The sequence below is a fragment of the Pseudomonas sp. TH41 genome (assembly GCF_016650695.1).
In the GTDB taxonomy this organism is placed as follows: Bacteria; Pseudomonadota; Gammaproteobacteria; order Pseudomonadales; family Pseudomonadaceae; genus Aquipseudomonas.
Genome location: NZ_JAEKFH010000003.1, coordinates 1,936,328 through 1,963,257 on the forward strand (window position 1 = coordinate 1,936,328; position 26,930 = coordinate 1,963,257).

General features: G+C 59.4%; 24 protein-coding genes. 15 read left to right on the forward strand and 9 right to left on the reverse strand.

Annotated features, from left to right (window positions below; all coding sequences use genetic code 11):
* Window positions 1-80 precede the first annotated feature (80 nt).
* The 3 genes from JFU37_RS11430 to JFU37_RS11440 all read right to left on the reverse strand — a co-directional run bounded on the left by JFU37_RS11430 (window position 81) and on the right by JFU37_RS11440 (window position 3,553).
* Window positions 81-1,622: a phosphoenolpyruvate carboxykinase gene (locus tag JFU37_RS11430; RefSeq protein WP_201115395.1), complete on the reverse strand. Its 1,542-nt coding sequence runs from the start codon at window positions 1,620-1,622 to the stop codon at window positions 81-83.
* A gap of 182 nt (window positions 1,623-1,804) precedes the next feature.
* Window positions 1,805-2,707: an Hsp33 family molecular chaperone HslO gene (hslO, locus tag JFU37_RS11435; RefSeq protein ID WP_201115396.1), complete on the reverse strand. Its 903-nt coding sequence runs from the start codon at window positions 2,705-2,707 to the stop codon at window positions 1,805-1,807.
* Window positions 2,708-3,145: 438 nt separating this feature from the next.
* Window positions 3,146-3,553 (reverse strand): RNA-binding S4 domain-containing protein, encoded by a 408-nt coding sequence (locus JFU37_RS11440; RefSeq protein ID WP_201115397.1) that lies wholly within the window; start codon window positions 3,551-3,553, stop codon window positions 3,146-3,148.
* A 216-nt stretch (window positions 3,554-3,769) separates the two neighbouring features.
* On the opposite strand from JFU37_RS11440, the gene rimB reads away from it, so the two are divergent.
* A complete protein-coding gene (gene rimB / locus JFU37_RS11445; protein ID WP_446739151.1) occupies window positions 3,770-4,249 on the forward strand; it encodes a retropepsin-like aspartic endopeptidase RimB in 480 nt (159 codons plus the stop codon).
* Window positions 4,246-5,151, forward strand: a complete 906-nt coding sequence (gene rimK, locus JFU37_RS11450; protein ID WP_007949201.1) for a 30S ribosomal protein S6--L-glutamate ligase — start codon at window positions 4,246-4,248, stop codon at window positions 5,149-5,151. Before rimB ends, rimK begins: the two co-directional genes overlap by 4 nt.
* Window positions 5,152-5,279: 128 nt before the next feature.
* Here the strand turns inward: rimK and JFU37_RS11455 are convergent, their stop codons facing one another.
* The gene (locus JFU37_RS11455; RefSeq protein WP_201115398.1) at window positions 5,280-6,593 is read right to left on the reverse strand and encodes an ATP-binding protein; all 1,314 of its coding nucleotides are present in this window, start codon (window positions 6,591-6,593) and stop codon (window positions 5,280-5,282) included.
* 103 nt (window positions 6,594-6,696) lie between these two features.
* Entirely contained in the window at window positions 6,697-7,437 is a 741-nt protein-coding gene (gene ompR, locus JFU37_RS11460) for an osmolarity response regulator transcription factor OmpR (protein ID WP_201115399.1), read from the reverse strand.
* 361 nt (window positions 7,438-7,798) lie between these two features.
* On the opposite strand from ompR, the gene JFU37_RS11465 reads away from it, so the two are divergent.
* From JFU37_RS11465 to tauD, 7 genes are all read left to right on the forward strand, one after another.
* A complete protein-coding gene (locus tag JFU37_RS11465) occupies window positions 7,799-10,123 on the forward strand; it encodes a Tex family protein (protein WP_201115400.1) in 2,325 nt (774 codons plus the stop codon).
* Complete coding sequence (locus tag JFU37_RS11470; RefSeq protein ID WP_201115401.1) at window positions 10,123-10,506, forward strand: PaaI family thioesterase; 384 nt, start codon at window positions 10,123-10,125, stop codon at window positions 10,504-10,506. The genes JFU37_RS11465 and JFU37_RS11470 overlap by 1 nt, the downstream gene beginning before the upstream one ends.
* Before the next feature lie 243 nt (window positions 10,507-10,749).
* A complete protein-coding gene (gene gshA, locus JFU37_RS11475; protein ID WP_201115402.1) occupies window positions 10,750-12,333 on the forward strand; it encodes a glutamate--cysteine ligase in 1,584 nt (527 codons plus the stop codon).
* A 256-nt stretch (window positions 12,334-12,589) separates the two neighbouring features.
* Entirely contained in the window at window positions 12,590-13,567 is a 978-nt protein-coding gene (gene tauA, locus JFU37_RS11480) for a taurine ABC transporter substrate-binding protein (protein WP_201115403.1), read from the forward strand.
* Window positions 13,568-13,583: 16 nt separating this feature from the next.
* Entirely contained in the window at window positions 13,584-14,378 is a 795-nt protein-coding gene (gene tauB / locus JFU37_RS11485; protein WP_201115404.1) for a taurine ABC transporter ATP-binding subunit, read from the forward strand.
* Entirely contained in the window at window positions 14,375-15,208 is an 834-nt protein-coding gene (tauC, locus tag JFU37_RS11490) for a taurine ABC transporter permease TauC (protein ID WP_201115405.1), read from the forward strand. The genes tauB and tauC overlap by 4 nt, the downstream gene beginning before the upstream one ends.
* A 128-nt stretch (window positions 15,209-15,336) precedes the next feature.
* Window positions 15,337-16,173, forward strand: a complete 837-nt coding sequence (tauD, locus tag JFU37_RS11495; RefSeq protein ID WP_201115406.1) for a taurine dioxygenase — start codon at window positions 15,337-15,339, stop codon at window positions 16,171-16,173.
* A gap of 89 nt (window positions 16,174-16,262) precedes the next feature.
* Here the strand turns inward: tauD and mgrA are convergent, their stop codons facing one another.
* Window positions 16,263-17,300: an L-glyceraldehyde 3-phosphate reductase gene (gene mgrA, locus JFU37_RS11500; RefSeq protein WP_201115407.1), complete on the reverse strand. Its 1,038-nt coding sequence runs from the start codon at window positions 17,298-17,300 to the stop codon at window positions 16,263-16,265.
* A gap of 234 nt (window positions 17,301-17,534) precedes the next feature.
* Entirely contained in the window at window positions 17,535-18,425 is an 891-nt protein-coding gene (locus JFU37_RS11505; protein ID WP_201115408.1) for a LysR substrate-binding domain-containing protein, read from the reverse strand.
* 128 nt (window positions 18,426-18,553) lie between these two features.
* Here JFU37_RS11505 and JFU37_RS11510 point away from each other — a divergent pair, with 128 nt between their 5' ends.
* Both JFU37_RS11510 and JFU37_RS11515 read left to right on the forward strand, forming a co-directional pair.
* On the forward strand, window positions 18,554-19,294 hold the full coding sequence (locus JFU37_RS11510) for an SDR family oxidoreductase (protein WP_201115409.1): 741 nt from the start codon (window positions 18,554-18,556) through the stop codon (window positions 19,292-19,294).
* A gap of 138 nt (window positions 19,295-19,432) precedes the next feature.
* Window positions 19,433-19,693 carry a hypothetical protein gene (locus JFU37_RS11515; protein WP_201115410.1) on the forward strand — a complete coding sequence of 87 codons (261 nt, stop codon included), beginning with the start codon at window positions 19,433-19,435 and terminating at the stop codon, window positions 19,691-19,693.
* A gap of 8 nt (window positions 19,694-19,701) precedes the next feature.
* Here the strand turns inward: JFU37_RS11515 and betT are convergent, their stop codons facing one another.
* A complete protein-coding gene (betT, locus tag JFU37_RS11520; protein ID WP_201116475.1) occupies window positions 19,702-21,657 on the reverse strand; it encodes a choline transporter BetT in 1,956 nt (651 codons plus the stop codon).
* A 413-nt stretch (window positions 21,658-22,070) separates the two neighbouring features.
* The gene (epsC, locus tag JFU37_RS11525) at window positions 22,071-22,997 is read right to left on the reverse strand and encodes a serine O-acetyltransferase EpsC (protein WP_201115411.1); all 927 of its coding nucleotides are present in this window, start codon (window positions 22,995-22,997) and stop codon (window positions 22,071-22,073) included.
* A 190-nt stretch (window positions 22,998-23,187) separates the two neighbouring features.
* Here epsC and JFU37_RS11530 point away from each other — a divergent pair, with 190 nt between their 5' ends.
* The 4 genes from JFU37_RS11530 to tcyN all read left to right on the forward strand — a co-directional run bounded on the left by JFU37_RS11530 (window position 23,188) and on the right by tcyN (window position 26,665).
* Window positions 23,188-24,180 (forward strand): D-cysteine desulfhydrase, encoded by a 993-nt coding sequence (locus JFU37_RS11530; protein WP_201115412.1) that lies wholly within the window; start codon window positions 23,188-23,190, stop codon window positions 24,178-24,180.
* A gap of 265 nt (window positions 24,181-24,445) precedes the next feature.
* On the forward strand, window positions 24,446-25,240 hold the full coding sequence (tcyJ, locus tag JFU37_RS11535) for a cystine ABC transporter substrate-binding protein (RefSeq protein ID WP_201115413.1): 795 nt from the start codon (window positions 24,446-24,448) through the stop codon (window positions 25,238-25,240).
* A complete protein-coding gene (tcyL, locus tag JFU37_RS11540) occupies window positions 25,240-25,905 on the forward strand; it encodes a cystine ABC transporter permease (protein ID WP_201115414.1) in 666 nt (221 codons plus the stop codon). The genes tcyJ and tcyL overlap by 1 nt, the downstream gene beginning before the upstream one ends.
* Window positions 25,906-25,909: 4 nt before the next feature.
* Entirely contained in the window at window positions 25,910-26,665 is a 756-nt protein-coding gene (gene tcyN / locus JFU37_RS11545; protein WP_201115415.1) for an L-cystine ABC transporter ATP-binding protein TcyN, read from the forward strand.
* Window positions 26,666-26,930 lie beyond the last annotated feature (265 nt).

Sequence of the window (26,930 nt, forward strand, 5' to 3'; positions counted from 1 at the left end):
TTGTGCGTTTGACGGTTTAAACCGAGCGCCCACAAAAAAGCCGCCCCTAAGGGCGGCTTTTTCATTCGCTAAACCAAGTCTTACAACTTAGGCCCAGCCGCCTTGATCGCGTCGCTCACTTCAAACTTCTTGAAGTTCTCCACGAACAACCCGGCCAATGCTTTAGCCGATTCATCATAAGCAGCCTTGTCAGCCCAGGTATTACGTGGGTTCAACAGGCCAGTCTCAACACCCGGTACGGCCAATGGCACGTCGAGGTTGATGGTGTCGAGGTGTTCGGTTTCAGCACCGATCAACGCGCCGCTCTGGATTGCTGCGATGACGCCGCGAGTGGTCGGGATGTTGAAGCGTTTGCCGACGCCGTAGCCGCCGCCGGTCCAGCCGGTGTTGACCAGGTAGACTTTGGAGCCGAAGCCGCGGATGCGTTTGATCAGCAGTTCTGCGTATTCGCCAGCCGGACGCGGGAAGAACGGTGCGCCGAAGCAGGTGGAGAAGGTCGACTTGATGCCGCTGCCGGAACCCATTTCGGTCGAGCCCACCAGTGCGGTGTAGCCGGACAGGAAGTGGTAGGCCGCTTGTTCTTCGCTGAGGATCGAGACGGGCGGCAGGACGCCGGTCAGGTCGCAGGTCAGGAAGATCACAGCGTTTGGCTCGCCACCGAGGTTTTTCTCGGAACGCTTGGCAACGTGCTCCAGCGGGTAGGCGGCGCGGCTGTTCTGGGTCAGGCTGACATCGGCGTAGTCGGCGTGCTTGGCGTCATCGATAACGACGTTTTCCAGGACTGCGCCGTGCTTGATGGCTTTCCAGATGACCGGCTCGTTCTTCTCGGACAAATCGATGCACTTGGCATAGCAGCCGCCTTCGATGTTGAAGACAACGCCTTCGCCCCAGCCGTGTTCGTCGTCACCGATCAGGTAACGGCTTTCGTCGGCGGACAGGGTGGTTTTACCGGTGCCGGACAGGCCGAAGAACAGGGTCACATCGCCCGCTTCGCCGATGTTGGCAGCGCAGTGCATCGGCAGCACATCGGCAGCCGGCAGCAGGAAGTTCTGCACCGAGAACATGGCTTTCTTCATTTCACCGGCGTAACGCATGCCGGCGATCAGCACTTTCTTCTGTGCGAAGTTGAGGATCACGCAACCGTCGGAGTTGGTGCCGTCACGTTCTGGAATGCATTCGAAGTTGGCAACGTTGAGAACCTGCCACTCTTCACGGCCAGCCGGGTTGTACTGGGCCGGATTGATGAACAGGCAACGACCGAACAGATTCTGCCAGGCAGTCTGGGTGGTCATCTTCACGGCCAGGTAGTGATCTTCCGACGCACCTACATGCACATGGGAAACGAAATGCTCTTGCGCGTTGTTGAACGCCTCAACGCGGTCCCACAGGGCATCGAACTTGTCGGCCGGGAACTTGCGGTTGATCGGGCCCCAGGCAATGGCGGCCTGGGTGGACGGCTCTTCAACGATAAAACGATCGACTGGCGAGCGGCCGGTACGGTGACCGGTGCGAACAACCAGCGCGCCGGTATCGGCAAGCTCGCCTTCACCGCGATTCAAGGCTTCTTTAACCAGATCATCAACACTCAGATCGGTGTACACGGCGTTATTGGCTTGCGTCATGAGATTCCCCGTCGGCCAGTGGCCGAGTGTGCTCCAAACGTTTTGTAGTAGAAAGTCGTGCACTACTACCGCGACAAAAAGTGGGCCGGATTATGCCAGAAACGCCCAAAAATAGTAGGGCCCTCCCGTCGTAACGGCGTTATTCCGGCGCTAAGCAGTGAATTTACCTGCGCTGAACCGTTTTAGTGCCGGGTATCTGACGGCGTCTCGACGCCCGCACCAGCGAACAATTGAGTGATATCGGCGGCGTCAAACAGGTAGCGCTGGTTGCAGAACTGGCAGTCGATCTCGATGTTGCCACCGTGTTCAATGACCAGTGCCTGCGCATCTTCCTGACCCAAACTGACCAGTGCATTGGCAGAACGTTCGCGCGAGCAGCTGCAGCGGAAGCGCAGCTTCTGCACGTCGAACAGCCGAACCTGCTCTTCGTGGTAGAGACGATGGAGCACGGTTTCGTTGTCCAGACTGAGCAATTCATCGGCGGTCAGGGTGCCGCCCAGAGCGGTGATGTGCTGCCAGCTGGCGGCGCGCTCTTCTTCGTCTTTCAGACGGTCAGCGGGCAATTGCTGCAGCAACAAACCACGGGCACGGCGACCATCGGCGTACAGCCAGAAACGCGTGCCTACCTGCTGGGACATGACGAAGTAATTAGTGAAGCACTCCGACAGGGTTTCGCCATCGAGGTCGACGATGCCCTGGTAACGCTGCCCCTGAGTCGGGTCGACGGTCAGTGCCAGAACACCGTTTGGCATCAGATCGGCCAGGGTCGCATCGGGAGCGATCTGGTCCGCTTCGTACCGGGCCAGGCCACGGATTTCGCGCTCGCTGGAGCACTCGATCATCAGCAACGGGATCGGGCCGTCGGAACGGGCCTGGAGAATCAGCAATCCATCGAACTTCAAGGTGCCGACCAGCAACGCCGCCGCCGCCATCAGTTCACCGAGCAATTGTGCAACCGGCTCCGGATACGGGTGTTTGGCGAGGACTTCGGCGTAGCTACGTTCCAACGCAACCAGCTCGCCGCGGTTGTCGCTGTCATCGAAGATGAAGCGCTGGGTGTAGTCGGTATCCGTTAGATCGGTCATAGGTCTGGGTATCTGAGGTAATGACAATAGTGGTTACATAAACTGAATGTTGCGCTTTAACCACGCCGTTTTGCAGCACGTAGTCAGCCATGACGGGCATTTTATGAACAATTGCGCGCCGATCCAAGCAAGGTGGAACCGACGCCGTGCATTGCGCGACTTCATGCCGTCGGCACTGCTGGCATTCTGGTTATGGTCTACAGGCTAGACGCTGTTTGTGATTTACGACGAATGGCTTTTTTCATCGACTGCACGCAGCGCTGGGCCGGTTACCCCATATGGTTCCAATGTTGGGCGATTACAAGTCTGCGGGGATGCCGGGTGAGTGCTGCGCACTCGTTCGCGGGCAAGCCACGCTCCGACAGTTGACCGAAGTCTAATGTGGGAGCGTGGCTTGCCCGCGAAGACGTCAGCCCGGTCGACACAGAATCAACCGACTCACTCGTCGTTACTGCTGCCCCGAAACTTGAACAAATCCCGTCGCTGCTTCTTGCTCGGCTTGCCATCGGTGGTCACGCCCAGCGAGCCAGCCTTGCGCATTTGCGCAGCCGCTTCACGCTTGGCGATGCTGGCCTCGGTTTCGGCGTACAGCGCCTGAGCCTCCGGCGCACCACGACGCACAATCGACAACGCCTGGACCACCACCGTGCGCTCCTCAAAACCGGTGCGAATCTGAAACTCGTCGCCGACCCTCGGCTCCTTGCCCGGTTTGCAGCGCTCGCCCCGACAATGCACTTTGCCGCTTTCTATCGCGGTCTTGGCCAAGGCACGTGTTTTATAAAAACGCGCAGCCCACAACCACTTATCGAGACGGACCTTGTCGTCCTCTTCGCTTTTTTGTGCCATGGGATTACCTCATTCTGAAATATTGGTGAACTGTACTACCGTTTCTGTCGTGCCATGAATTACGCCGGCTCAGACTACAATGCGTGCATTCCAGCACCTCTGCGAGAAGCTGAAAATCCGGGCCGTAGATATCTGTCGCCTTTTAATCATTATTCTGCGTGAATACCGCGAATTCGGCCGCGTGCGGCCCCAGCGGTTTCCACCGGTTGAGTACCTTTGAAGACATTTGACCATTTGACCGTTGTCGGTCTGCGCGAGTGGGTGGCGCTTCCGGATTTGGGAGTCGCGGGCCTGCGGGCAAAAATCGACACCGGTGCCAGCACCTCCAGCCTTCATGCCACCGACATCGAGCCATTCGAGCGCGAAGGGGAACAGTGGGTGCGCTTCACCGCGCACCTGGGCACGGTGGTGCAATTGCGTCACCGCCGCTGCGAAGCGCCGCTGGTAACGATGAAAACCATCAAAAGCTCCAACGGCCATGCGCAGATGCGTTACGTGGTCAGCACCACCCTGGCCCTCGGTGATCGGGTCTGGCGGGTCGAGTTCACGCTCGCCTGCCGAAAGTCCATGCGTTATCGCCTGTTACTCGGTTCCAAAGCCCTGATCGATGGCCAGCTGGTGGTCAATCCGGGCATTAAATATGTACAAGACAAGCCGGTGTTCCCGGTATCTACCTCCTCCACAGGTGTTGCATGAAGATCGCTGTGCTGTCGCGGAACCCGCGTCTGTATTCCACTCGTCGTCTGGTCGAAGCCGGTACCGAACGTGGCCATGAAATGGTGGTGATCGACACCCTGCGCGCCTACATGAACATCGCCAGCCACAAACCGCAGATCCACTACCGCGGCAAACCGCTGGAGGGTTTCGATGCGGTGATCCCGCGGATCGGTGCGTCGGTGACGTTTTATGGCTGCGCGGTGTTGCGCCAGTTCGAAATGATGGGGGTTTTTCCGCTCAACGAATCGGTGGCCATTGCCCGTTCGCGGGACAAACTGCGTTCGCTGCAATTGTTGTCGCGTCGGGGGATCGGTTTGCCGGTCACCGGGTTTGCGCACTCCCCGGATGATATTCCCGACCTGATCGACATGGTCAACGGCGCCCCCCTGGTGATTAAAGTGCTGGAAGGCACCCAGGGCATTGGCGTGGTGCTGTGTGAAACCGCAACGGCGGCGGAATCGGTGATCGAGGCATTCATGGGCCTCAAGCAAAACATCATGGTTCAGGAGTACATCAAGGAAGCCGGCGGTGCGGATATTCGTTGCTTTGTGGTCGGCGACAAAGTGATTGCGGCGATGAAGCGTCAGGCCAAGCCTGGGGAATTTCGCTCCAACCTGCATCGGGGTGGCAGCGCCAGCCTGATCAAGATCACGCCGGAAGAGCGCATGACCGCGTTGCGCGCGGCGAAAGTGATGGGGTTGGCCGTGGCAGGTGTGGATATCCTGCGCTCCAATCACGGGCCGCTGGTGATGGAAGTGAATTCGTCGCCGGGTTTGGAAGGGATTGAAACCACCACTGGCAAGAACGTGGCGGGGATCATCATTGAGCATCTGGAAAAGAATGGTGGGCCGAATATGACGCGGACCAAGGGCAAGGGCTGATCCTAATCTTTGCGGTAACAGTAATGCCGCCTTCGCGAGCAAGCCCGCTCCCACATTGGAATGCATTTCAAATGTGGGAGCGGGCTTGCTCGCGAAGAGGCCATCAGCCCCAGCGAAACTGCCAGCTCTTAAACCGCATCCCGAGGCAACATCAACCCCAACGGCAGCCGCACCCGAGCTTCCAGCCCGCCACCCGCCCGATTGCGCAACTCAACATTCCCACCATGCATCGAAGCAATTCGCTTGACGATCGCCAACCCCAGACCGGTCCCCTTCCCACCCCGAGCACGGTCGCCCCGGGTAAATGGATTGAAGATCGCCTCAAGCTCTGATGAATCGATCCCGGCCCCACGGTCCATGACACTCAGCACCACGTACGGCGCACTGGTATCCCCAGACACATAAGCCGCAACCTCGACGCCGCTGCCAGCATGATGCAAGGCGTTGCCGATCAGGTTATTCAGCAATCGCTTCATGGACACCCGACGCAACGGGAACGGCTGGATCGGTTCCAGACGCAGGCGCACTTTCTCTTCGTTCTGGTTGTAGGGTGCAGCGACTTCGCGCACCAGGTCGCTCAGGTCGACTTCCTCCACCGACTCGTCGCGACCGTCGCGGATGAACGCCAGGAACTGGTCGAGTATCGCGTCCATGTCTTCGATGTCGCGCACCATGTCGTCCGTCAGGTCGTTGTGATCGCCCATCAGCTCCAGTGACAGCCGCAAACGGGTCAACGGCGTGCGCAGGTCATGGGACACGCCGGCCAGCATCAACTCACGCTCGCGGCCAGCCTGTTCGACATCTTCGGCCATCTGGTTGAAGGCGCGGTACACCTCGGTCATCTCACTCGGCGTATCGCTGATCGGCAGCCGCACACTGCGGCCCTGGCCGAGTTGCCTTGCGGCATACACCAGACGCTTCAAGGGTTGGTTGAGCTGGCGGACAAAGATCCAGGCCGAGGCGGTGGAGAGCAAACCGATGGCTAGAAACCAACCCAGCACGTTCCAGATTTTCTGACCGCGCAAAGGGTGCGGATACAGCGGCACTTTCAGCCAGCCATCGCCCAGGCTGGGCGCCCGCACCCACAGCGCGGGCGGCGAATGCATGCGTAATCGCACTTCGGTATCGGCACCCAGCTCCGCCTGCATTTGCCGCTGGTAGATCTCGCTGTAAGGCCAGTGTTGTTCGCCTTCCGGCACACCGGTGCCCACCACACGGATCAGCGTTGCGGCATTGGCGATTTTCTCGCGGTTTTCTTCATCGGCAGCCCAATAGGCGCGCAGCGTCAGGGCGACACCGTGGCTGTATTGGCGGTCCACCAGCACGTCTTCGTTCATCAACAGATAAACCAGGGTCAGCGCCTTGGAGAACAGAACGACGATCAGCACCAGCCATAGGGTGCGGGAGAAGAAACTCTGGGGGAACCAAACGGGGGTTTTCATGAATAACCGTTACACACTTGCAGGAGCGAGCGATGCTCGCATATTGCGGATCGCGAGTCTGCGGCGAACAACATCCGCAAGACCCGCTCCTACAAATCGCCGATCACTTGGTGGCGGCGCCATCCGGAACGAACACGTAACCGACGCCCCAAACCGTCTGGATATAACGCGGCTTGGAAGGATCGGGTTCGATCATCCGGCGCAGACGGGAAATCTGCACGTCGATGGAACGTTCCAGGGCATCCCACTCGCGACCACGGGCCAGGTTCATCAGTTTGTCGCGGGTCAATGGCTGGCGCGCGTTCATCACCAACGCCTTGAGCACGGCGAATTCACCGGTGGTGAGCATGTGCACTTCATCGCCACGCTTGAGTTCACGAGTCGCGAGGGACAGAACATAGTCACCGAAGGTCACGCTTTCGTCTTCGCTGCCCGGTGCGCCCGGCACTGGCGTTGATTGACGGCGCAGGACCGCTTTGACACGCGCCATCAACTCGTCCGGGTTGAACGGCTTGGCCAGATAATCATCGGCACCCAGTTCAAGGCCCTTGATACGGCTCAGCTCGTCGCCCTTGGCGGTGAGCATGATGATCGGAATCTGATTGTTCGCGCCACGCAGACGGCGGCAGGCGGTCAGGCCGTCTTCGCCGGGCAGCATCAGGTCGAGGACGACCAGGTTGAACACTTCACGCGCCAGCAGGCGATCCATTTGCTCAGTGTTCGGCACGGCGCGGGCACGGTAGCCCTTGCTGACGAAAAAGCGTTCCAGCAGGCTGCTGAGCCCCGGATCGTCGTCAACAATAAGAATTTTTTCGCCTTCAGCAATGTTTGCAGTGCTGCTCATTAGATGCTCCTTTTAGCTCGGCGCGCATTATGGCGTAGCTGCCGTTATACGCACCGTGTGCATTGTTAGCAGATTTTTCCTGCACCGCCAGAAATCCGGGCATTGTGCCTACAGCCTGTGATGCCCCCGAATGACAGAACGCTGGTTATAATGCCCGGCCTTTTGTGTCAGGCAACGTCTGATCATTGCGACCGGCAGCCACTTTTTATTTTCACGGCGCTGGCAGTAATTGTTCGATTTCACGGGTCAACGGATTGCCTGTTGATCCAGGTAGCGGCGCAGGCCAGGCCGCTCAACCAGACTCGCCGAGCCTTCAACTCTGCGCCTGCGAGCCTGCTTTCACAATTTGTCAGGTGGTTTTATGGACAGCATCAACAGCCGCATTGCCGAGGAACTCGGTGTACGCCCACAACAGGTCGAAGCGGCCGTCGCGCTACTCGATGAAGGCTCTACCGTTCCCTTCATCGCCCGTTACCGGAAAGAAGTGACCGGCAGTCTCGATGACATCCAGTTGCGTCATCTGGAAGAGCGTCTGCGCTACCTGCGAGAACTCGACGAACGGCGCATCAGCATCCTTGCCAGCATCCAGGAACAAGGCAAGCTGACCCCGCAACTCGAGCGTGACATCAAGCTCGCCGACACCAAGACCCGCCTCGAAGACTTGTACCTGCCGTACAAACAGAAGCGCCGCACCAAGGGCCAGATCGCCCTGGAAGCCGGCCTCGGCGAGTTGGCCGACGGTCTGTTCAACGACCCAAGCCTGACGCCAGACGCGGAAGCCGCGCGCTTCGTCAACGCCGAAAAAGGCGTGGCCGATGTGAAGGCCGCCCTCGAAGGCGCCAAGTACATCCTGATGGAACGCTTCGCCGAAGACGCTGGCCTGCTGGATAAACTGCGCAGCTATTTGAAGCAGGAAGCCACCCTCAGTGCCCGCGTGATCGCCGGCAAGGAAGAGGAAGGCGCCAAATTCCGCGACTATTTCGAACACGACGAACCGCTGAAAAGCATGCCGTCGCACCGCGCGCTGGCGATTTTCCGTGGCCGCAACGAAGGTATTCTGAGTTCGGCGCTGAAAGTCGGCGACGAACTGCCGGGCACCATGCACCCGTGCGAAGGCATGATTGGTCAACAATTCGGCATCCAGAACCAAAACCGCGCCGCCGACAAATGGCTGGGCGAAGTGGTGCGCTGGACCTGGAAGGTCAAGCTCTATACCCACCTCGAAACCGACTTGCTCGGCGAGCTGCGCGATGGCGCAGAAACCGAAGCCATCAATGTCTTCGCTCACAACCTGCACGACTTGCTGTTGTCGGCGCCAGCCGGCCCACGCGCCACGCTGGGCCTCGACCCGGGCCTGCGCACCGGTTGCAAGGTGGCCGTGGTCGACTCCACGGGCAAGCTGCTGGATCACGCCACGGTTTATCCGCACGTGCCGCACAACAAGTGGGACCAGACCATCGCGATTCTCGCGGCCCTGTGCGCCAAGCACGCGGTGGACCTGATCGCCATCGGCAACGGCACCGCCAGCCGTGAAACCGACAAGCTGGCTGCCGAGCTGATCAAAAAATACCCAGCGATGAAAATGACCAAAGTCATGGTCTCCGAGGCCGGCGCATCGGTTTACTCGGCATCGGAGTTGGCGTCCAAGGAATTCCCGGACCTCGACGTGTCGATCCGTGGCGCGGTGTCGATTGCCCGTCGCTTGCAGGACCCACTGGCCGAACTGGTGAAGATCGACCCGAAATCCATCGGCGTCGGCCAGTACCAGCACGACGTGTCGCAGCTGAAACTGGCGCGCGGCCTGGACGCCGTGGTCGAGGACTGCGTGAACGCCGTGGGCGTGGACGTGAACACCGCTTCGGTGGCGCTGCTGGCCCGTATCTCCGGCCTCAACGCAACCCTGGCGCAGAACATCGTCAGCCACCGCGACGAGCACGGCGCGTTCAAGACTCGCGCCGCGTTGAAGAAAGTCGCACGCCTGGGTGAAAAAACCTTTGAACAGGCCGCGGGCTTCCTGCGCGTGATGAACGGTGACAACCCGCTGGATTCGTCGGCTGTTCACCCGGAAGCCTATCCGTTGGTGCAACGCATCGCTGCTGAAACCGAGCGTGATATCCGTTCGCTGATCGGTGACGCCAGCTTTCTCAAGCGCCTCGATCCGAAGAAGTACACCGACGAAACCTTCGGCCTGCCGACCGTCACCGACATCCTGCAAGAACTGGAAAAACCCGGTCGCGACCCGCGTCCCGAGTTCAAGACCGCCGAGTTCCAGGAAGGCGTCGAAGACCTCAAGGACCTCCAACTGGGCATGATCCTCGAAGGTGTCGTGACCAACGTGACCAACTTCGGTGCGTTCGTCGACATCGGCGTGCATCAGGACGGTTTGGTGCACATCTCTGCGCTTTCGGAGAAGTTCATCAAGGACCCACGTGAAGCGGTGAAGGCCGGTGACGTGGTGAAGGTGAAGGTCATGGAAGTCGACATTCCGCGCAAACGCGTGGGTCTGTCGATGCGCATGAGCGATACCCCGGGCGAGAAAATCGACGGCGCTCGCGGCGCGCGTCCGGGTTCGGCGCCACGCCAATCCCAGAACAGCGCACCCCGCAAGGAAACCACGGCGGCGGCCCCGACCAATAACGCCATGGCGTCGCTGTTCGCCAACGCCAAGCAGTTGAAGAAACGCTGATGGACATTCCTGCCGGGCTGACCCAAAGCGCTTTTTTCAAGCTGCTGGGCTGTCGTTTGCACAGCCTGGAAACCGGGGTGGCGCAAGTCGCCCTGGCGCTTGAGCCGCAGTTGCGCAATCGCGGCGGCAAGTTGCACGGCGGGGCCTTGTTCAGTCTGGTGGACATTGCCATGGGGCTGGCCTGTTCCAGCACCCACGGCTTTGACCAGCAGAGCGCGACCATCGAGTGCAAGATCAACTACATTCGCGCGGTTGAAGGCGGCGAAGTGATGTGCACGGCGCGGGTGATCCACCCGGGTCGCCGCACGCTGGTGGTCGAAGCCGACGTGATGCAAGGCGACAAACTCGTCGCAAAAGCACAAGGCACGTTCGCTGTCCTATAGCTCCCCACCCTCGATTTGAGTTAATTTCAGCGCAATGCACCTTGTAGGAGCGAGCTTGCTCGCGATGGTGCGGTGTCAAACGGTACTTGTGTTGACTGAACCCTCATCGCGAGCAAGCTCGCTCCTACAGGGGAAGGTCCGTGCGGTCCGAAAACCAGGCGACAACGCCAGTTTTAACTTCACCCTTGTAGACCGTCTTGCCCACCCCCATATTGGGGCGACTGACGCGTGAAGGAATCCAACTTGAGCGAACTTCTCAACCGCCGCCTGGCTCTGCTTGGCGAGCGCGCTAACCTCTCTCTGCTCGAACAGTGCCTTCACGGCATCGAACGTGAATGCCTGCGCGTGACCGGCGAAGGTCGCCTGGCGCAAACGCCGCACCCGGAAGAATTGGGTTCCGCGCTGACCAACGAACAAATCACCACCGACTACTCCGAGTCGCTGCTGGAGTTCATCACGCCCGCCCTGCCCGATCCGGCGGATACGCTGGCGAGCCTGGACAAGATTCACCGTTTTGCCTACAGCAAGCTCGGCACCGAGTTCCTGTGGAGTCCGTCGATGCCGTGCCCGTTGCCGGCCGAGGAAGACATTCCGATTGCCTATTACGGCACCTCCAACATCGGTCAGCTGAAGTACGTCTACCGCAAGGGCCTGGCCCTGCGTTACGGCAAGACCATGCAGTGCATCGCCGGGATTCACTACAACTTTTCCCTGCCGGAAAAGCTCTGGCCCTTGCTCAAGGCGTCTGAAGGTTTTGTCGGCACCGACCGCGACTATCAGTCGTCGGCCTACATCGCGCTGATCCGTAACTTCCGTCGCTACAGCTGGCTGCTGATGTACCTGTTCGGCGCCTCCCCAGCGCTGGACGCCGGTTTTCTGCGCGGTCGTTCGCACCAGTTGGAACAACTGGACCCGGACACCTTGTACCTGCCGTACGCCACCAGTCTGCGCATGAGTGACCTGGGTTACCAGAGCAACGCCCAGGCCGGTTTGACGCCGTGCTACAACGACCTTTCGAGCTACACCGACAGCCTGCGCAAAGCGGTGGCCACGCCCTATGCGCCGTATGTCGAAATCGGCACGCATCAGGACGGTGAGTGGGTTCAGCTCAACACCAACATTTTGCAGATCGAAAACGAGTACTACTCCAACATCCGTCCGAAGCGCGTGACCTACACCGGCGAACGGCCGATTCAGGCGCTGGTGGCCCGTGGCATTCAATACGTCGAAGTGCGCTGCCTGGACATCAACCCGTTCCTGCCAATGGGCATTGATCTGCCAGAGTCGCGATTCCTCGACGCATTCCTGCTGTATTGCGCGCTGAACGACAGCCCGCTGCTGACCAATACCTCGTGCAGCAACGCCACCTCGAACTTCCTCAGCGTGGTCAAGGAAGGTCGCCGTCCGGGCTTGCAGCTGCAACGCGACGGTCAACCGGTCGACCTGAAAGAGTGGGCCGGCGAGTTGCTGGAGAAGATTGCGCCGTTGGCGGCTTTGCTCGATCAGAGCCATGGCGGCGATGCGCACAGCAAGGCGCTGGACGCACAACTGGCCAAGGTCAGGGATCCGTCCCTGACGCCCTCGGCCCAGGTGCTGGCGGCGATGGCTGAGCACAAGGAGAGCTTCAGCCAGTTCTCCCTGCGTCAGAGCCGTGCGCATGCGGAGTTTTTCCGTAGCGAGCCGCTTTCAAGTCAAGATCAGGCGAAGTTTGAAGAGCGGGCGCGTTCGTCACTGGCTGAGCAGGTGGAGCTGGAGCAGAACGAAGTCGGCGATTTCGATGTGTTTGTCGGGTCGTATCAGGCGAGTATTTTGGCCATCAGTAATTAAGCGGCGCCTGTAAAAAGATCGCAGCCTGCGGCAGCTCCTACAGGGATGCTGCCGCAGGTTGCGATTTTTTTTGTCCGCACCACGCATTTTCGGGTTCGCACGCTACCTTTGTAGGAGCTGCCGCAGGCTGCGATCTTTTGATCCTTTAGATTTTTCCACTCATAAGCTAATGCGAAAAAGTTATTTATTTTCGCATTCTTAGATCATTTAGTCTCCTTTCAAGCCGACGCTCGGTCGCCTGACAAGGAGCTTTTCCATGAAATTGCATTCCCCTCTTCGCTTGCTGGCGGCCGCCTCTTTGGCTGCGGCGAGTTTCTTTGCCCAGGCCGCCGACGTCACCGTCGCCTACCAGACCACCGTTGACCCGGCGAAAGTCGCCCAGGCCGACGGCGCATACGAAAAAGCCACTAACGCCAAAATCGACTGGCGCAAATTCGACAACGGCGCCGACATCATCGCTGCCATCGCCTCCGGCGACGTGCAGATCGGCTACCTCGGCTCCAGCCCTTTGACGGCTGCAATCACCCGTAAAGTTCCGGTAGAAACCTTCCTCATCGCCACGCAGATCGGCGCCGCCGAAGCACTGGTTGCCCGCGACGGTTCCGGGATCAAGACGCCGCAAGATCTGATTGGCAAGAAAATCGCCGTTCCATTCGTCTCCACCGGTCACTACAGCCTGCTGGCCGCGCTGAAGCACTGGAACATCGACCCGTCGAAAGTCACCGTCCTCAACCTCGCTCCGCCAGCGATCATCGCGGCATGGAAACGCGGTGATATCGATGCCACTTACGTGTGGGACCCAGCGCTCGGCGTTGCTAAAGAAAACGGCAAAGTGCTGATCACCTCTGGCGAACTGGCCAAGTTCGGCGCTCCAACCTTTGATGCCTGGATCGTGCGCAAAGACTTCGCCGAGAAGCATCCGGAAATCGTCACCGCGTTCGCCAAAGTGACCCTGGATGCCTACGCCGACTACCGCAAAGACCCGAAAGCCTGGCTCGCCGATCAATCCAACGTCGACAAACTGGTGAAGCTCTCGGGTGCCAAGGCCAGCGACATTCCACTGCTGCTGCAAGGCAACGTCTACCCACTCGCGGCTGATCAGGTCATCACCCTCGGCGCACCGACCACCAAGGCCATCACCGACACGGCGGCGTTCCTCAAGGAACAAGGCAAGGTCGAGGCGGTGCTGCCGGACTACGCGCCGTACGTCAGCGCCAAGTTCATCACCAACTGATCGGGAGTTCATTGCGATGGCTTTGCTACAGCTGGAGCGCATCAGCGCACAGTACCCCGGCAACCCGGACCCGGTACTGACGGATATTTCCCTGAGGCTCGGGCCCCAGCAATTGCTGGTCGCCCTCGGCCCGTCCGGCAGTGGCAAGACTTCGCTGTTGAACCTGATTGCCGGTTTCGTCGAGCCCAGCGCCGGGCGCATCACCCTTGACGGTGTGCCGGTCAAAGGCCCGAGCGCCGAGCGCGGCGTGGTGTTCCAGGACGATGCGTTGCTGCCTTGGCAGGACGTGCTGGCCAACGTCGGTTTTGGTCTGGAACTGGCGGGCGTTTCCCGGGATAAACGCGAAGTTCGCGCCAGGGAAATGCTCGCGCTGGTCGACCTTTCGGGTTTCGAAAGCCGTCGTATCTGGCAACTCTCGGGCGGCCAAAAGCAGCGCGTTGGTTTGGCCCGCGCGCTCGCTGCCGACCCTCGCGTATTGCTGATGGACGAACCCTTCGGCGCCCTCGACGCCTTCACCCGTGAACAAATGCAGGAGTTGCTGCTGCAAGTCTGGCAGCGCACCGCCAAACCGGTGTTCCTGATTACCCACGACATTGAAGAAGCCGTGTTTCTCGCCACGGATTTGATTCTGTTGGCGCCGAACCCTGGGCAAATTGTCGAGCGTCTTAGCCTGGATTTCGGCCAGCGTTATGCTGCCGGCGAGTCCGCACGGGCGATCAAGTCCGACCCGCGCTTTATCGAAACCCGCGAACACGTGCTCGCCAAAGTGTTCTCCCAACGCAGCGCCGCTCAGCGGCAGGAGCGCGCATGAGCAGCTATGAAATTCCCGCTGTAGCGGTGAAACCCGGCTCGACGTTGATTCCGGTTCGTCGCAGTCTGAGCACGCGCTGGATCAGCGTGCTGACGCTGGTCGCGCTCATTTTGATTTGGTGGGCTGTCACCGCCACAGGCATGATCGAACCGCTGTTCCTGCCGCCACCGTCCGCCGTGCTGCAAAAAGGCTGGTTGCTGGCGACGACGGGCTACATGGACTCGACATTGTGGCAGCACTTGGGCGCGAGCCTCAGCCGTATCGGCCTGGGCCTGGGTTTCGCGGTGCTGACCGCCGTGCCGGTCGGCATTGCCATCGGTCATAACCGCATTGCGCGCGGCATTCTCGATCCGCTGATCGAGTTCTACCGGCCGATTCCACCGTTGGCCTATCTGCCGCTGATCGTGATCTGGTGCGGCATCGGTGAGCTGTCGAAAGTCTTGCTGATCTACCTCGCGATATTCGCCCCGATCGCCATCGCCACCGCCACCGGTGTGCGCACCGTTGACCCGGCCAAGTTGCGCGCCGCACAGTCGCTGGGCGCGACCCGGGCGCAGCTGATTCGTCATGTGATTCTGCCAAGTGCCTTGCCGGACATTTTGACCGGCGTGCGTATTGGCCTGGGCGTGGGTTGGTCGACACTGGTTGCCGCTGAATTGATTGCCGCCACCAGCGGCTTGGGCTTCATGGTGCAGTCAGCCGCGCAATTCCTGGTCACCGATGTGGTGGTGCTGGGGATTCTGGTGATTGCGCTGATCGCCTTCGCCATGGAAATGGGCCTGCGCGCGCTGCAACGCAAACTCGTGCCCTGGCATGGCCAGGCCCACTAAATAACCCTGTAGGAGCGAGCTTGCTCGCGAAGGCGGTGTGTCAGACAACGTTGCTTTTACTGATGCGCTTTCGCGAGCAAGCTCGCTCCTACAAACAGCTCGGCGCCCCCGGATTAAAGAGAACCACCATGAGCCACCTGAACATCGTCCCCTTAAGCTCCGCCCTCGGCGCACACATCAGCGGCGTCGACATCAGCCAGCCATTGAACCTGGAACAGCGCGACGCCATCGAGCAGGCGTTACTCAAGCACCAGGTGTTGTTCTTCCGCGACCAGCCGATCAACCCGCAACAGCAGGCGCGTTTCGCCGCCAACTTCGGTGATCTGCACATTCACCCGATCTACCCGAATGTGCCTGAACAACCCGAAGTGTTGATCCTCGACACCGCCGTCACCGACGTGCGCGACAACGCGATCTGGCACACCGACGTGACCTTCCTGCCGACCCCGGCGATGGGCGCGGTGCTCAGCGCAAAATTGCTGCCGGAGTTCGGCGGCGACACGTTGTGGGCCAGCGGGATCGCGGCGTATGAAGCGCTGTCCGCGCCGATGAAAACTTTGCTCGAAGGGCTGACGGCCACTCACGACTTCACCCGCTCGTTCCCGCTGGAACGTTACGGCAATACGCCTGACGCGTTGGCCCAGTGGGAAGAAGCGCGCCGCAAGAATCCGCCGCTGTCACACCCGGTGATTCGCACGCACCCGGTGAGTGGGCGCCGCTCGTTGTTCGTCAACGAAGGCTTCACGTCGAAGATCAATGAGCTGTCGGAGACTGAAAGCGAAGCGATTTTGAAGTTCTTGTTCGCTCATGCGACGCGACCGGAGTTTACGATTCGCTGGCGCTGGCAGAAGGATGATGTGGCGTTCTGGGATAACCGCGTGACACAGCACTATGCCGTGGATGATTACCGGCCGGCGCGGCGGGTGATGCAGCGGGCGACTGTGTTGGGGGATGTGCCCTTTTAAGATCAAAAGATCGCAGCCTTCGGCAGCTCCTACATGGGAATGCAATCTGTAGGAGCTGCCGAAGGCTGCGATCTTTTGCTTTTTTGGATTTACTCAGCTGTTGAGGGCTTCTCCCAAAGATTAATCCCGCCTTCCTGGGCAAACCGATCAATCTCCGCCAACTCCTCCGCACTAAAGTTCAGATTCTTCAACGCCCCGACGTTCTCGATAATCTGCTCCGGTCGGCTCGCACCAATCAGCGCCGAGGTCACCCGCGGATCGCGTAACGTCCATGCCAATGCCAGCTGCGCCAGGCTCTGGCCACGGCGCTTGGCAATCTCGTTGAGCGCGCGCACATGGGCGATGTTGGATTCAGACAAGTGCGACGCCTGCAACGAACCACCCCCCGGGCGATTAACCCGCGCATCCGCCGGCACACCATTGAGGTATTTGTCAGTCAACAACCCCTGAGCCAGCGGCGTAAACGCAATCACGCCGGTGCCAAGCTCATCAGTCACATCCAGCAGGTCTTTTTCGACCCAACGATTGAGCAGGTTGTAGGCCGGCTGGTGAATCAGCAACGGCACCTTCCACTCTTTCAACAGCGCGGCCATTTCGCGGGTTTTCACCCCGGAGTAGGACGAGATCCCGATGTACAGCGCCTTACCCTGCTGCACCGCAGTGGCCAATGCGCTGGCAGTTTCTTCCAGCGGGGTGTCCGGGTCGAAGCGGTGGGAGTAGAAGATGTCCACATAATCCAGGCCCAGACGTTGCAGGCTCTGATCAAGGCTGGCCAGCACATACTTGCGCGAACCACCGCCCTGGCCGTAAGGACCGGCCCACATGTCCCACCCGGCCTTGCTCGAAATGATCAGCTCGTCGCGATAGTGCTTGAAGTCTTCACGCAGCAACCGGCCGAAGTTGATCTCGGCGCTGCCGTACGGAGGACCATAGTTGTTGGCCAGGTCGAAATGGTTGATGCCGAGATCGAACGCCGTGCGCAGCAAAGAGCGTTGGGTGTCGATTGGCGTGCTGTCGCCGAAGTTGTGCCACAGCCCCAGGGACAGCGCCGGCAGCACCAATCCGCTACGGCCCACGCGGCGGTAGGGGATAGAGTCGTAGCGGTTTTCGGCAGCGGTGTAGGTCATCGAATCCTCTCTTGTCGGTCTTGAAGTTGGTATCGACTGCTTCGCAAGTTGCCCAGCATACGCCTGGACAAACGCCGATAAACCTCGGACTGGAGAAAATGCTGAAACGTTTCACAAGTTTCATCTTTATTGTCATGACTATCGCCAAGATCGCAGCCTGCGGCAGCTCCTACAGGGGTCGCATTCCCATGTAGGAGCTGCCGAAGGCTGCGATCTTTTGATCTTCGCCCACCCTCAAACGGCATCCGCAAACACCTCCCCCAACCAATCCACAAACACCCGAACCCGCGACGACAGGTGTCGGTTGTGGGGATACAGGACCGAAACCGGCATCGACGGTGGTGGTGTATCGATGAGAACTTGCTGCACCAGCCCCTGGGAAATCTGCGTTTCCATTCGGTAATGCGGGCACTGGATCAGCCCCAGTCCGGCAATCGCCGAGGCGGCATAAATTTCCGCGCCGAACACCGAAATCGAACCCTCGATGGCCACTTCCTTCAACTCGCCATCGACCAGGAATTCGAAGGGGAACACCTTGGCGGTGGTGCGCGAAACGTAGTTCACCGCGCGGTGATATTTCAGGTCTTCAAGGGTTTTCGGTTCGCCGTATTGGCGCAGGTAGGCGGGGCTGGCGCAGGTGATTTGCCGCAGATTGGCGACGCGTTTTCCGATCAGCGCCGAATCACTCAGCGTACCGGCGCGCAGAACACAGTCGACGCCTTCGGCGATCAGGTCGACAAAGCGGTCAGCCTCGCTAATGGACAGTTCGATGTCCGGGTACCGCGCCATGAATTGCGGCAATGCAGGCATCACAAAGTGCTTCGCCAACGTGCCGTGCAGGTCAACCCGCAACCGGCCTTTCGGCGCGACGCCACGGAAGGCCAGCTCCGCTTCTTCCAGTTCCGCGAGTAACTGCACGCAACGCAGGTAATACGCTTCACCATCCAGCGTAGGACGGACCTTACGGGTGCTGCGCTCCAGTAAACGCGTACCCAGCCAGGCTTCGAACTGGTTCAGCGTGTGAGTCAAGGTGGCACGCGGCAGGTTCAGGTCTTCGGCGGCCAGCGTGAAGCTGCTGCGCTCGTAGATCCGCACGAACACCTTCATTGCTTTGACTTGATCCACCCGTCACTCCTGGCTATCGATTGTTGGCGATTATTGAACAGTCAAGGCAACTCTCGTGCATTTATCGGCCTGGGTAAACATGTGAATCTGGCTTCACCCAAGCAAACACCTTCAGAGGAATCACCATCATGACCCGCCAGACTTCGAAAGTTGCCATCGTCACCGGCGCCTCCCGTGGCATCGGCGCCGTGATTGCCAAACAATTGGCCTGCGAAGGTTTCGCCGTCGCCATCAACTACGCCAGCAGCGCCACCGAAGCATCGGCGCTGGTTGTGGCGTTGCGTCAGGCTGGCCATCAGGCCATAGCGATCAAGGCCGATGTGGCCAACGCCGACGACGTGCGCCGGATGTTCGATGAGACCGAAACCCAATTGGGCAAGGTCGATGTGCTGATCAACAATGCCGGCATTCCCAACGTGATGCCGCTGGCACAACACACGGACGAACTGTTCGACCAGACCTTCAACATTCACGCTCGCGGCACCTTCAACACGCTGCGTGAAGCCGCCACGCGCCTGAACAGTGGCGGCCGGATCATCAACTTTTCCAGCAGCACCGTTGGCATGAACCTGCCAGGTTACGCTGTATACATCGCCAGCAAAGCGGCGGTGGAATCCCTGACCCAGGTGTTTGCCAAGGAAATGCGCGGTCGCAACATCACCGTCAATGCCGTAGCGCCGGGGCCTGTGGCCACCGAGCTGTTTTTGCATGGCAAAAGTGAAGAGCAGATTCAGAACTTCGCCAAGATGGCGCCGCTGGAACGTTTGGGTCAGCCGGAGGATATTGCTCGCGTGGTGTCGTTTCTGGCGGGGCCGGATTCGGCGTGGGTCAATGGGCAGATTTTGCGGGTTAATGGCGGGTTGGTTTAACTAAGCTCAAACTGACACCGAGGTGACCCCTTCGCGAGCAGGCTCGCTCCCACAGGGATTACAGTGTTCCTTGTGGGAGCGGGCTTGCTCGCGAAGGCGGCCTCAACGGCAACACACATCTGAAGGGAGGCGCTCACCATGCACACAGCAATCATCATCACCTTCGGCCTGGTCCTCCTGGCGCTGATGCTGTTCATCGGCGAGAAAATCGGCTTCACCCGCGAGATTCTGGCCTACAGCTTTGTCGTACTCTGGCTGGCACTGACGCTGATCAACGGCGCGGTCGGCATGGTCAATGCCGGCCAGCCTTTGAGCGCGGAACTGGTCGTCGGCAGCGCCGTGTTCGGTGTCCCTGTAGCAGCGATGGTGCTGTTCATGGTGTTGACCACCGAGACCTGACGCCTCGATCAACGCACCAAATGCAAAAACTGCAGGTGCCGCTCGTACTGATCAAGGATGTCGTTGATGATCTGCTCCTTGGTGTACCCCACCAGATCATAGTCCTGACTGCCCTCGCTCAAATGCACTTCCGCCCGGTAATAACGGCGATTGTTGAGTTCCTTGGACCCCATGCCGCCACGGGCGAACGACGGCGTGAAATAGCCGCGCATCTGCACCTGGTAGATGAACGGATGCTGTTCGCCGTGACCGATTTCCAGGCTGACGTTGTCGTTGGCCGGGTCCGGTTGAGTGACCACGTTCAAGCCCTTCTCGACAAACACCGCCGAGACTTCTTCAATCGCCGGACGCACTGTCGTATCGAGGAACCGATAGACCTCATCCCGCGACGGGAAATGCACGGCCTGACTCAGACGCTGACGCCAGCCGCCACGTCGCGAGCCGGACACCGGCGCGAGGGAATGCAACTGCGCAATCTGCTTCTGCGACTCAAGGTAAAACGCCTTGTGCAGCCCCCACATCATTAGCAGCAAGATCATCGAAAACGGTAAAGAGGTCAGCACCACCGCTGACTTCAGCGCCTCGATGCTGCCGGAAAACAACAGCGCACTGGTCACCAGCGCGGTCATCGCGCCCCAGAACACCCGCAGCCATTTCGGCCCGTCTTCATCCGGGTTGCCACCCTTGGCGGACAGCGTCGACAGCACCACTGTGCCGGAGTCGGCCGAGGTGACGAAGAACACGAAGCTGATGAACACCGTGACCGCGATCACGGTTTTGCTCCATGGGTAGGTTTCGAGCAGCAGGTAGAGGGTCATCGACGGGTTGTCGATGGCCGACATACCGAGCGCACTCATGCCGTGGTTGAGGACTTGATCGATGGCACTGTTGCCGAAAATCGACATCCACGCCAGGGTGAAACCGAGCGGAATCAACAGCACGCCGAAGACGAATTCGCGAATGGTGCGACCTCGGGAAATCCGCGCGATAAACAAGCCCACGAACGGCGACCACGCAATCCACCAGGCCCAGTAGAACACTGTCCAGTTGCCCAACCAGTCGCTGGGTTTGTCGTAGGCGTAGAGGTCGAAACTCTTCATTGGCAACGCGCCAAGGTAGTCGCCGATGTTCTGGATCAGGGTGTTGAGCAAGTGCTGAGTCGGGCCGGCGAACAACACAAACAGCAGCAAAGCACAGGCCAGCAGCATGTTGATGTCGGACATCACGCGCACCCCTTTATCGACGCCAGACACGGCAACGATAATCGCCGCGCCCATCATCAGCGTGATCAGGCCGACCTGAATCCATTGGGTGTGAGCGATGCCAAACAGGTAGTCGAGCCCTGAGTTGAGGTGCAACACGCCGAAGCCCATGTCGGCACCGAGGCCGAACACCGTGGCGATGATGCCGAAGCCGTCCACCGCGTAACCGATCGGGCCGTTGATGCGCTTGCCGATCAGTGGATAGAGCGCCGAGCGCAAGGCCAACGGCAGGTTATGTCGATAAGCGAAGTAGGCCAGCGCCATGCCGACGAAGGCGAACACGCCCCAGCCGTGCAGGCCCCAATGCAGAAACAGAATTTGCATCGCCTGACGCGCGGCGTCGGCGGTGCCGGCCTCACCTTGAGGCGGTTGCGCCAGGTGCGTCAGCGGCTCGGACACGCAAAAGAAAAACAGCGTGATGCTGATCCCCGCGGCGAACAACATGCCGGCCCAGGACAGGTAACTGAATTCGGGCTCGTCGTGGTCGGCACCGAGCTTGATCTTGCCGTAGCCGGACAAGGCGGTGACCACCACGAAGACCAGATACAGGGTCATCGCGAGCATGTAATACCAGCCGACCGTATTGGCCGCCCAGTTTTGTGCTGCCAACAGCCAGGCACCGGCCTGTTCAGGCAGGGCGATGACGACGATGCCGAACAACAGAATGAAGGTCGCCGCGAAGTAAAACACCGGCGGATTCATGCGGATCTGGCCGCTGGCAGGGGTCGTTGATGCACTCATGAAAGGTGCACCTCGAAGGGGTAAAACAGGGCAATCGAAAACGGACTCGGCAAAGGCAAGCCTCCTGTTGTGAGCGGGCAGCAAACCAGTGGTTTAACTTGAATGAGCGTTCAAGTTAAACATGGATAGGGGGCTAAGGACTAATCGCAGGGCTCGGCGGTACGTTTTGTACGCTAGCTCAAGGATGGGTATGACGTGGGGTTTGGAGGGTTTTGTAGGAGCTGCCGCAGGCTGCGATCTTTTGATTTTGGTTTTGGTTTTGTGGTGTTTTTGAAAAGATCGCAGCCTCGTTTCACTCGACAGCTCCTACACAGCTCCTGCACAGCTCCTGCAGGCAGCGAAGACAATTTATCTGTTACCGAAAAGGCGGGGGCTTACTTCTGCGTCCCGTCATCATGCTGCAAATTGGCCTGGGTCAGGTTGCACCCGGCCGGCACGCTGCGGGTCAGCCAGACGTTGCCGCCAATGGTCGAACCCTTGCCAATGGTGATCCGTCCCAAAATCGTCGCGCCGGCGTAAATCACCACATCGTCTTCAACGATCGGATGCCGTGGAAGGCCTTTCTGCAATTGGCCGTCCTCGTCCGAAGGAAAACGCTTGGCGCCCAGCGTTACCGCCTGATAAATCCGCACCCGCTCGCCGATGATCGCGGTCTCGCCGATCACCACACCCGTCCCGTGATCGATGAAGAAGCTGCGGCCGATCTGCGCGCCGGGGTGGATGTCGATCCCTGTCGCCGAGTGCGCGATCTCTGCGCTGATCCGCGCCAACAGTGGCAACCCGGCTCGGTACAAATGGTGGGCCAGGCGATGGTGAATCACCGCCAGAATGCCGGGATAGCACAGCAACACTTCATCAACGCTACGGGCCGCCGGGTCGCCGTGATAGGCCGCCAGCACATCGGAGTCCAGCAAGCTACGTAACCCCGGCAGTGCGAGGGCGAAATCCTGAATAATCGCGATGGTCCTGGCCTCGACTTCGGTGTCGGCCTGCGCACTGTGGCGAGCGGCATAGCGCAATTCGAGCCGTGCCTGAGCCAGCAAGGCGTTCAACGCGACATCGAGGGTGTGGCCGACGTAGAAGTCTTCACTTTCCTCACGCAGGTCCACTGGCCCCAGGCGCATCGGGAACAATGCACCGCACAGGGCTTCGAGAATCTCCGCCATGGCGGCGCGGGAAGGTAACTCGCGACCGCCCTGCTCGCCGCTGACTCGGCCGTTTTGTGCACGCCACTGGTCACGCGCCGTGCGCAGTTGGCTGACGATGGTCTGCAATTGCCAATGGCTGGAACGCTCACTCACGGTAAAAACTCCACACGGGCGGCCGGACTGTCTGGCCGCGCTGACGGCGATTACTTTACGGCAAGGTCTGTAAGCCGAATTAAGAACCAATTGTGCTGTGTTCAGTGTTTTTGGCTATAAGCAATTGCCGATTGCCCACACCTATAGGGCTGCCTATAGTCCTGACATCTCCCACCGCCAGTACGGACTCATGATCAAACAACAGCTTGCCCGTTTTAACCGTCTCGATTTGCTTGGCCAGCCCACCGCCCTGGAAAAACTCGAACGCCTCTCGGTCTGGCTGGGCCGTGATGTGTACGTGAAACGCGATGATTTGACGCCGCTGGCGATGGGCGGCAACAAGCTGCGCAAACTCGAATACCTGGCCGCCGATGCCCTGGCCCAGGGTGCCGATACATTGATCACGGCGGGTGCGCTTCAATCCAACCACGTACGACAGACCGCCGCCATTGCGGCCAAGCTTGGCCTGGGTTGTGTCGCGTTGCTGGAAAACCCTTTGGGCACCGACGACGCTAACTATGTGGGTAACGGCAATCGGCTGTTGCTCGATCTGTTCGATACCAAGGTCGAGTTGGTGGAAAACCTCGACAACGCCGACGAGCAATTGCAGGCGTTGGCTGATCGTCTGCGTAACAGCGGCAAGAAACCCTACCTTGTGCCGATTGGCGGCTCGAACGCATTGGGCGCTCTGGGTTACGTGCGTGCGGGGCTGGAACTGGCCGCGCAAATCAAGGACACCGGCCTGAAGTTCGCGGCCGTGGTCCTGGCTTCGGGCAGCGCCGGGACTCATAGCGGCCTGGCGGTGGCATTGAATGAAGTACTACCGGATTTGCCAGTGATCGGTGTCACGGTTTCCCGCAGCGATGAAGATCAGCGGCCGAAAGTTCAGGGTCTCGCCGAGCGCACTGCCGAACTGCTGGGCGTGAGGCTGCCGGCGAGTTTCAAGGTCGAGTTGTGGGATGAGTATTTCGGCCCGCGCTATGGCGAGCCGAATGCCGGGACACTGGCGGCGGTCAAGCTGCTGGCGAGTCAGGAAGGTTTGCTGCTGGACCCGGTTTACACCGGCAAGGCCATGGCCGGATTGCTCGACGGTATTGGGCGCGGGCGTTTCGATGAAGGGCCGATCATCTTCCTGCACACCGGTGGGGCGCCGGCGTTGTTTGCCTACACAAGCTTTTTGTAAAAAACCAAAGATCAAAAGATCGCAGCCTTTGTAGGAGCTGCCGAAGGCTGCGATCTTTCCAGCAGACACGCCATATCTCCAAAAAGAATATCAAACGCAACATTTATTATTTTATTATCTAAAGACCCCATCATATAGTCACGCCGCAGGCGAATTTGCCGAGAGACGCATAAGCTGCTTTAGGGCAGGATATCGCTGTCGTCCAAATCCCGATTTTGCCAACTTTCCTAAAAGCGTCTTCCATAAGAAAACACAGGGGCTTGTCATGAATTTTTCCGCACTACGTCGAAATCTGCTGGTGGGTTCGCTGGGCCTGGCGCTCAGTGCCGGCCTGTTGGGGCAGGCAGTTGCCGGTGAGCAGCTGCAAAAAATCAAAGACGCCGGCGTGATCAACGTCGGTTTGGAAGGCACCTACCCACCGTTCAGTTTCGTTGACGCCGACGGCAAACTGGCCGGCTTCGAAGTCGAGTTCTCCGAAGCCCTGGCCAAAAAGCTGGGTGTGAAGGTCAAACTGCAACCGACCAAATGGGACGGCATCCTCGCGGCGCTGGAATCCAAGCGCCTGGACGCGGTGATCAACCAGGTGACCATCTCCGAAGAGCGCAAGAAGAAGTACGACTTCTCCGAGCCGTACACCGTCTCCGGGATTCAGGCGCTGGTTCTGACCAAGAACAAAGACACCATCAAGACTGCCGATGACCTGGCCGGCAAGAAAGTCGGCGTGGGCCTTGGCACCAACTACGAGCAGTGGCTCAAGGACAACGAACCGAAAGCCATCATCAAGACCTACGACGATGATCCGACCAAGTTCCAGGATCTGCGCAACGGCCGCACCGACGCCATTCTGATCGACCGCCTCGCCGCACTGGAATACGCCAAGAAGGCCAAGGACACGGTCGCCGCCGGCAAAGCGTTCTCCCGCCAGGAAGCCGGCATTGCCCTGCGCAAAGGCGAGCCTGAATTGCTGGCCGCGGTGAACAAGGCGATCGACGAGCTGCGTGCCGACGGTACGTTGAAAAAGCTTTCGGAAAAATACTTCAGCGCTGACGTCACTCAATAATGGAAGCAGCTTTCCAACTCGCGCTGGATTCCGCGCCCTTCCTGCTGAAGGGCGCGTACTACACGGTCATCTTGAGCCTCGGCGGAATGTTCTTCGGCCTCGTGCTGGGCTTCGGCCTGGCACTGATGCGCCTGTCGCGCTTCAAGCTGGTGAGCTGGATCGCCCGCATCTACGTGTCGTTCTTTCGCGGCACGCCGTTGCTGGTGCAATTGTTCGTGATCTATTACGGCTTGCCGCAATTGGGCATGGAACTTGATCCAATTCCCGCGGCCATGATCGGCTTCTCGCTGAACATGGCCGCCTACGCCTGTGAAATCCTGCGCGCCGCGATCAGCTCCATCGAGCGCGGCCAGTGGGAAGCTGCCGCCAGTATCGGCATGACCCGCGCGCAGACCTTGCGCCGGGCCATCCTGCCGCAGGCGATGCGCACCGCATTGCCGCCGCTGGGCAACAGCTTTATTTCGCTGGTCAAGGACACCGCGCTGGCCGCCACCATTCAGGTGCCGGAGCTGTTCCGTCAGGCACAGTTGATCACCGCCCGCACCTTCGAAGTGTTCACCATGTATCTGGCCGCCGCACTGATCTACTGGATTCTTGCAACGATGCTTTCGCACCTGCAGAACCAGTTGGAAGCGCGGGTCAATCGGCACGACCAGGAGTCCTGACCCAATGATTGTCGTGGAAAAACTGACAAAGCAGTTCAAGGGTCAAGTGGTGCTCAACGGCATCGATCTGGAAGTGAAGGAAGGCGAAGTCGTGGCAATCATCGGGCCCAGCGGCTCGGGGAAAACCACGTTTCTGCGTTGCCTGAACTTTCTCGAAGAACCCACCAGCGGCCGGATCAAGGTCGGTGACATCGAGATCGATAGCAGCCGCCCGTTGAACCAGCAGCAGAGCCTGGTGCGGCGTTTACGCCAGCACGTCGGTTTCGTGTTCCAGAACTTCAACCTGTTCCCCCATCGCACCGCTCTGGAAAACGTTATCGAAGGGCCGATCGTGGTGAAAAAGATTCCACACGCCGAAGCCGTGGCCCTGGGTAAAAAGCTCTTGGCCAGGGTTGGTCTGGCGGGCAAGGAAGACGCGTACCCGCGTCGCCTTTCCGGTGGTCAGCAACAGCGTGTGGCGATTGCCCGGGCGCTGGCCATGGAACCTGAAGTGATCCTGTTCGATGAACCGACCTCGGCGCTCGATCCGGAGCTGGTGGGTGAAGTGCTGGCGACCATCCGCAGCCTCGCCGAGGAGAAGCGCACCATGGTCATCGTCACCCACGAAATGGGCTTTGCCCGGGACGTGGCGAACCGCGTGGTGTTTTTCGACAAGGGCGTGATCGTCGAGCAAGGCGAAGCCAAGGCGCTGTTTGCAAACCCGAAAGAAGAACGGACGAAACAGTTCCTCAGCAAGTTCCTGAATAACGCGCACAACTGAAACATCAACACTGACCAACTTCCACGGATGGAAGTGGCCTTTACCCCGCGACAGCAGCTGTCCCTCTCTGCACCTATTTAAACCCGATAGAATCTATATAAATTTCTGCCAGTGCGTGCGGTACATATATATATGTCCTGCAACAGATTCTCTCGCCTTAAATTCCAAAAATGGCCTACCAACAAAGGCCAAAGATCTCTTCTCAACCCCGCACAAAAGCACTAAAACCCACCGCAAAGTTCGACAGATCGCTGCAGCATATTAA

Excerpts from the sequence above, each read along its gene's own strand:
- JFU37_RS11430 (WP_201115395.1), bottom strand. The coding sequence starts at position 1,622 with ATGACGCAAGCCAATAACGCCGTGTACACCGATCTGAGTGTTGATGAT.
- hslO (WP_201115396.1), bottom strand. The coding sequence starts at position 2,707 with ATGACCGATCTAACGGATACCGACTACACCCAGCGCTTCATCTTCGAT.
- JFU37_RS11440 (WP_201115397.1), bottom strand. The coding sequence starts at position 3,553 with ATGGCACAAAAAAGCGAAGAGGACGACAAGGTCCGTCTCGATAAGTGG.
- rimK (WP_007949201.1), top strand. The coding sequence starts at position 4,246 with ATGAAGATCGCTGTGCTGTCGCGGAACCCGCGTCTGTATTCCACTCGT.
- JFU37_RS11455 (WP_201115398.1), bottom strand. The coding sequence starts at position 6,593 with ATGAAAACCCCCGTTTGGTTCCCCCAGAGTTTCTTCTCCCGCACCCTA.
- ompR (WP_201115399.1), bottom strand. The coding sequence starts at position 7,437 with ATGAGCAGCACTGCAAACATTGCTGAAGGCGAAAAAATTCTTATTGTT.
- JFU37_RS11465 (WP_201115400.1), top strand. The coding sequence starts at position 7,799 with ATGGACAGCATCAACAGCCGCATTGCCGAGGAACTCGGTGTACGCCCA.
- JFU37_RS11470 (WP_201115401.1), top strand. The coding sequence starts at position 10,123 with ATGGACATTCCTGCCGGGCTGACCCAAAGCGCTTTTTTCAAGCTGCTG.
- tauA (WP_201115403.1), top strand. The coding sequence starts at position 12,590 with ATGAAATTGCATTCCCCTCTTCGCTTGCTGGCGGCCGCCTCTTTGGCT.
- tauB (WP_201115404.1), top strand. The coding sequence starts at position 13,584 with ATGGCTTTGCTACAGCTGGAGCGCATCAGCGCACAGTACCCCGGCAAC.
- tauC (WP_201115405.1), top strand. The coding sequence starts at position 14,375 with ATGAGCAGCTATGAAATTCCCGCTGTAGCGGTGAAACCCGGCTCGACG.
- tauD (WP_201115406.1), top strand. The coding sequence starts at position 15,337 with ATGAGCCACCTGAACATCGTCCCCTTAAGCTCCGCCCTCGGCGCACAC.
- mgrA (WP_201115407.1), bottom strand. The coding sequence starts at position 17,300 with ATGACCTACACCGCTGCCGAAAACCGCTACGACTCTATCCCCTACCGC.
- JFU37_RS11510 (WP_201115409.1), top strand. The coding sequence starts at position 18,554 with ATGACCCGCCAGACTTCGAAAGTTGCCATCGTCACCGGCGCCTCCCGT.
- JFU37_RS11515 (WP_201115410.1), top strand. The coding sequence starts at position 19,433 with ATGCACACAGCAATCATCATCACCTTCGGCCTGGTCCTCCTGGCGCTG.
- betT (WP_201116475.1), bottom strand. The coding sequence starts at position 21,657 with ATGAATCCGCCGGTGTTTTACTTCGCGGCGACCTTCATTCTGTTGTTC.
- JFU37_RS11530 (WP_201115412.1), top strand. The coding sequence starts at position 23,188 with ATGATCAAACAACAGCTTGCCCGTTTTAACCGTCTCGATTTGCTTGGC.
- tcyJ (WP_201115413.1), top strand. The coding sequence starts at position 24,446 with ATGAATTTTTCCGCACTACGTCGAAATCTGCTGGTGGGTTCGCTGGGC.
- tcyL (WP_201115414.1), top strand. The coding sequence starts at position 25,240 with ATGGAAGCAGCTTTCCAACTCGCGCTGGATTCCGCGCCCTTCCTGCTG.
- tcyN (WP_201115415.1), top strand. The coding sequence starts at position 25,910 with ATGATTGTCGTGGAAAAACTGACAAAGCAGTTCAAGGGTCAAGTGGTG.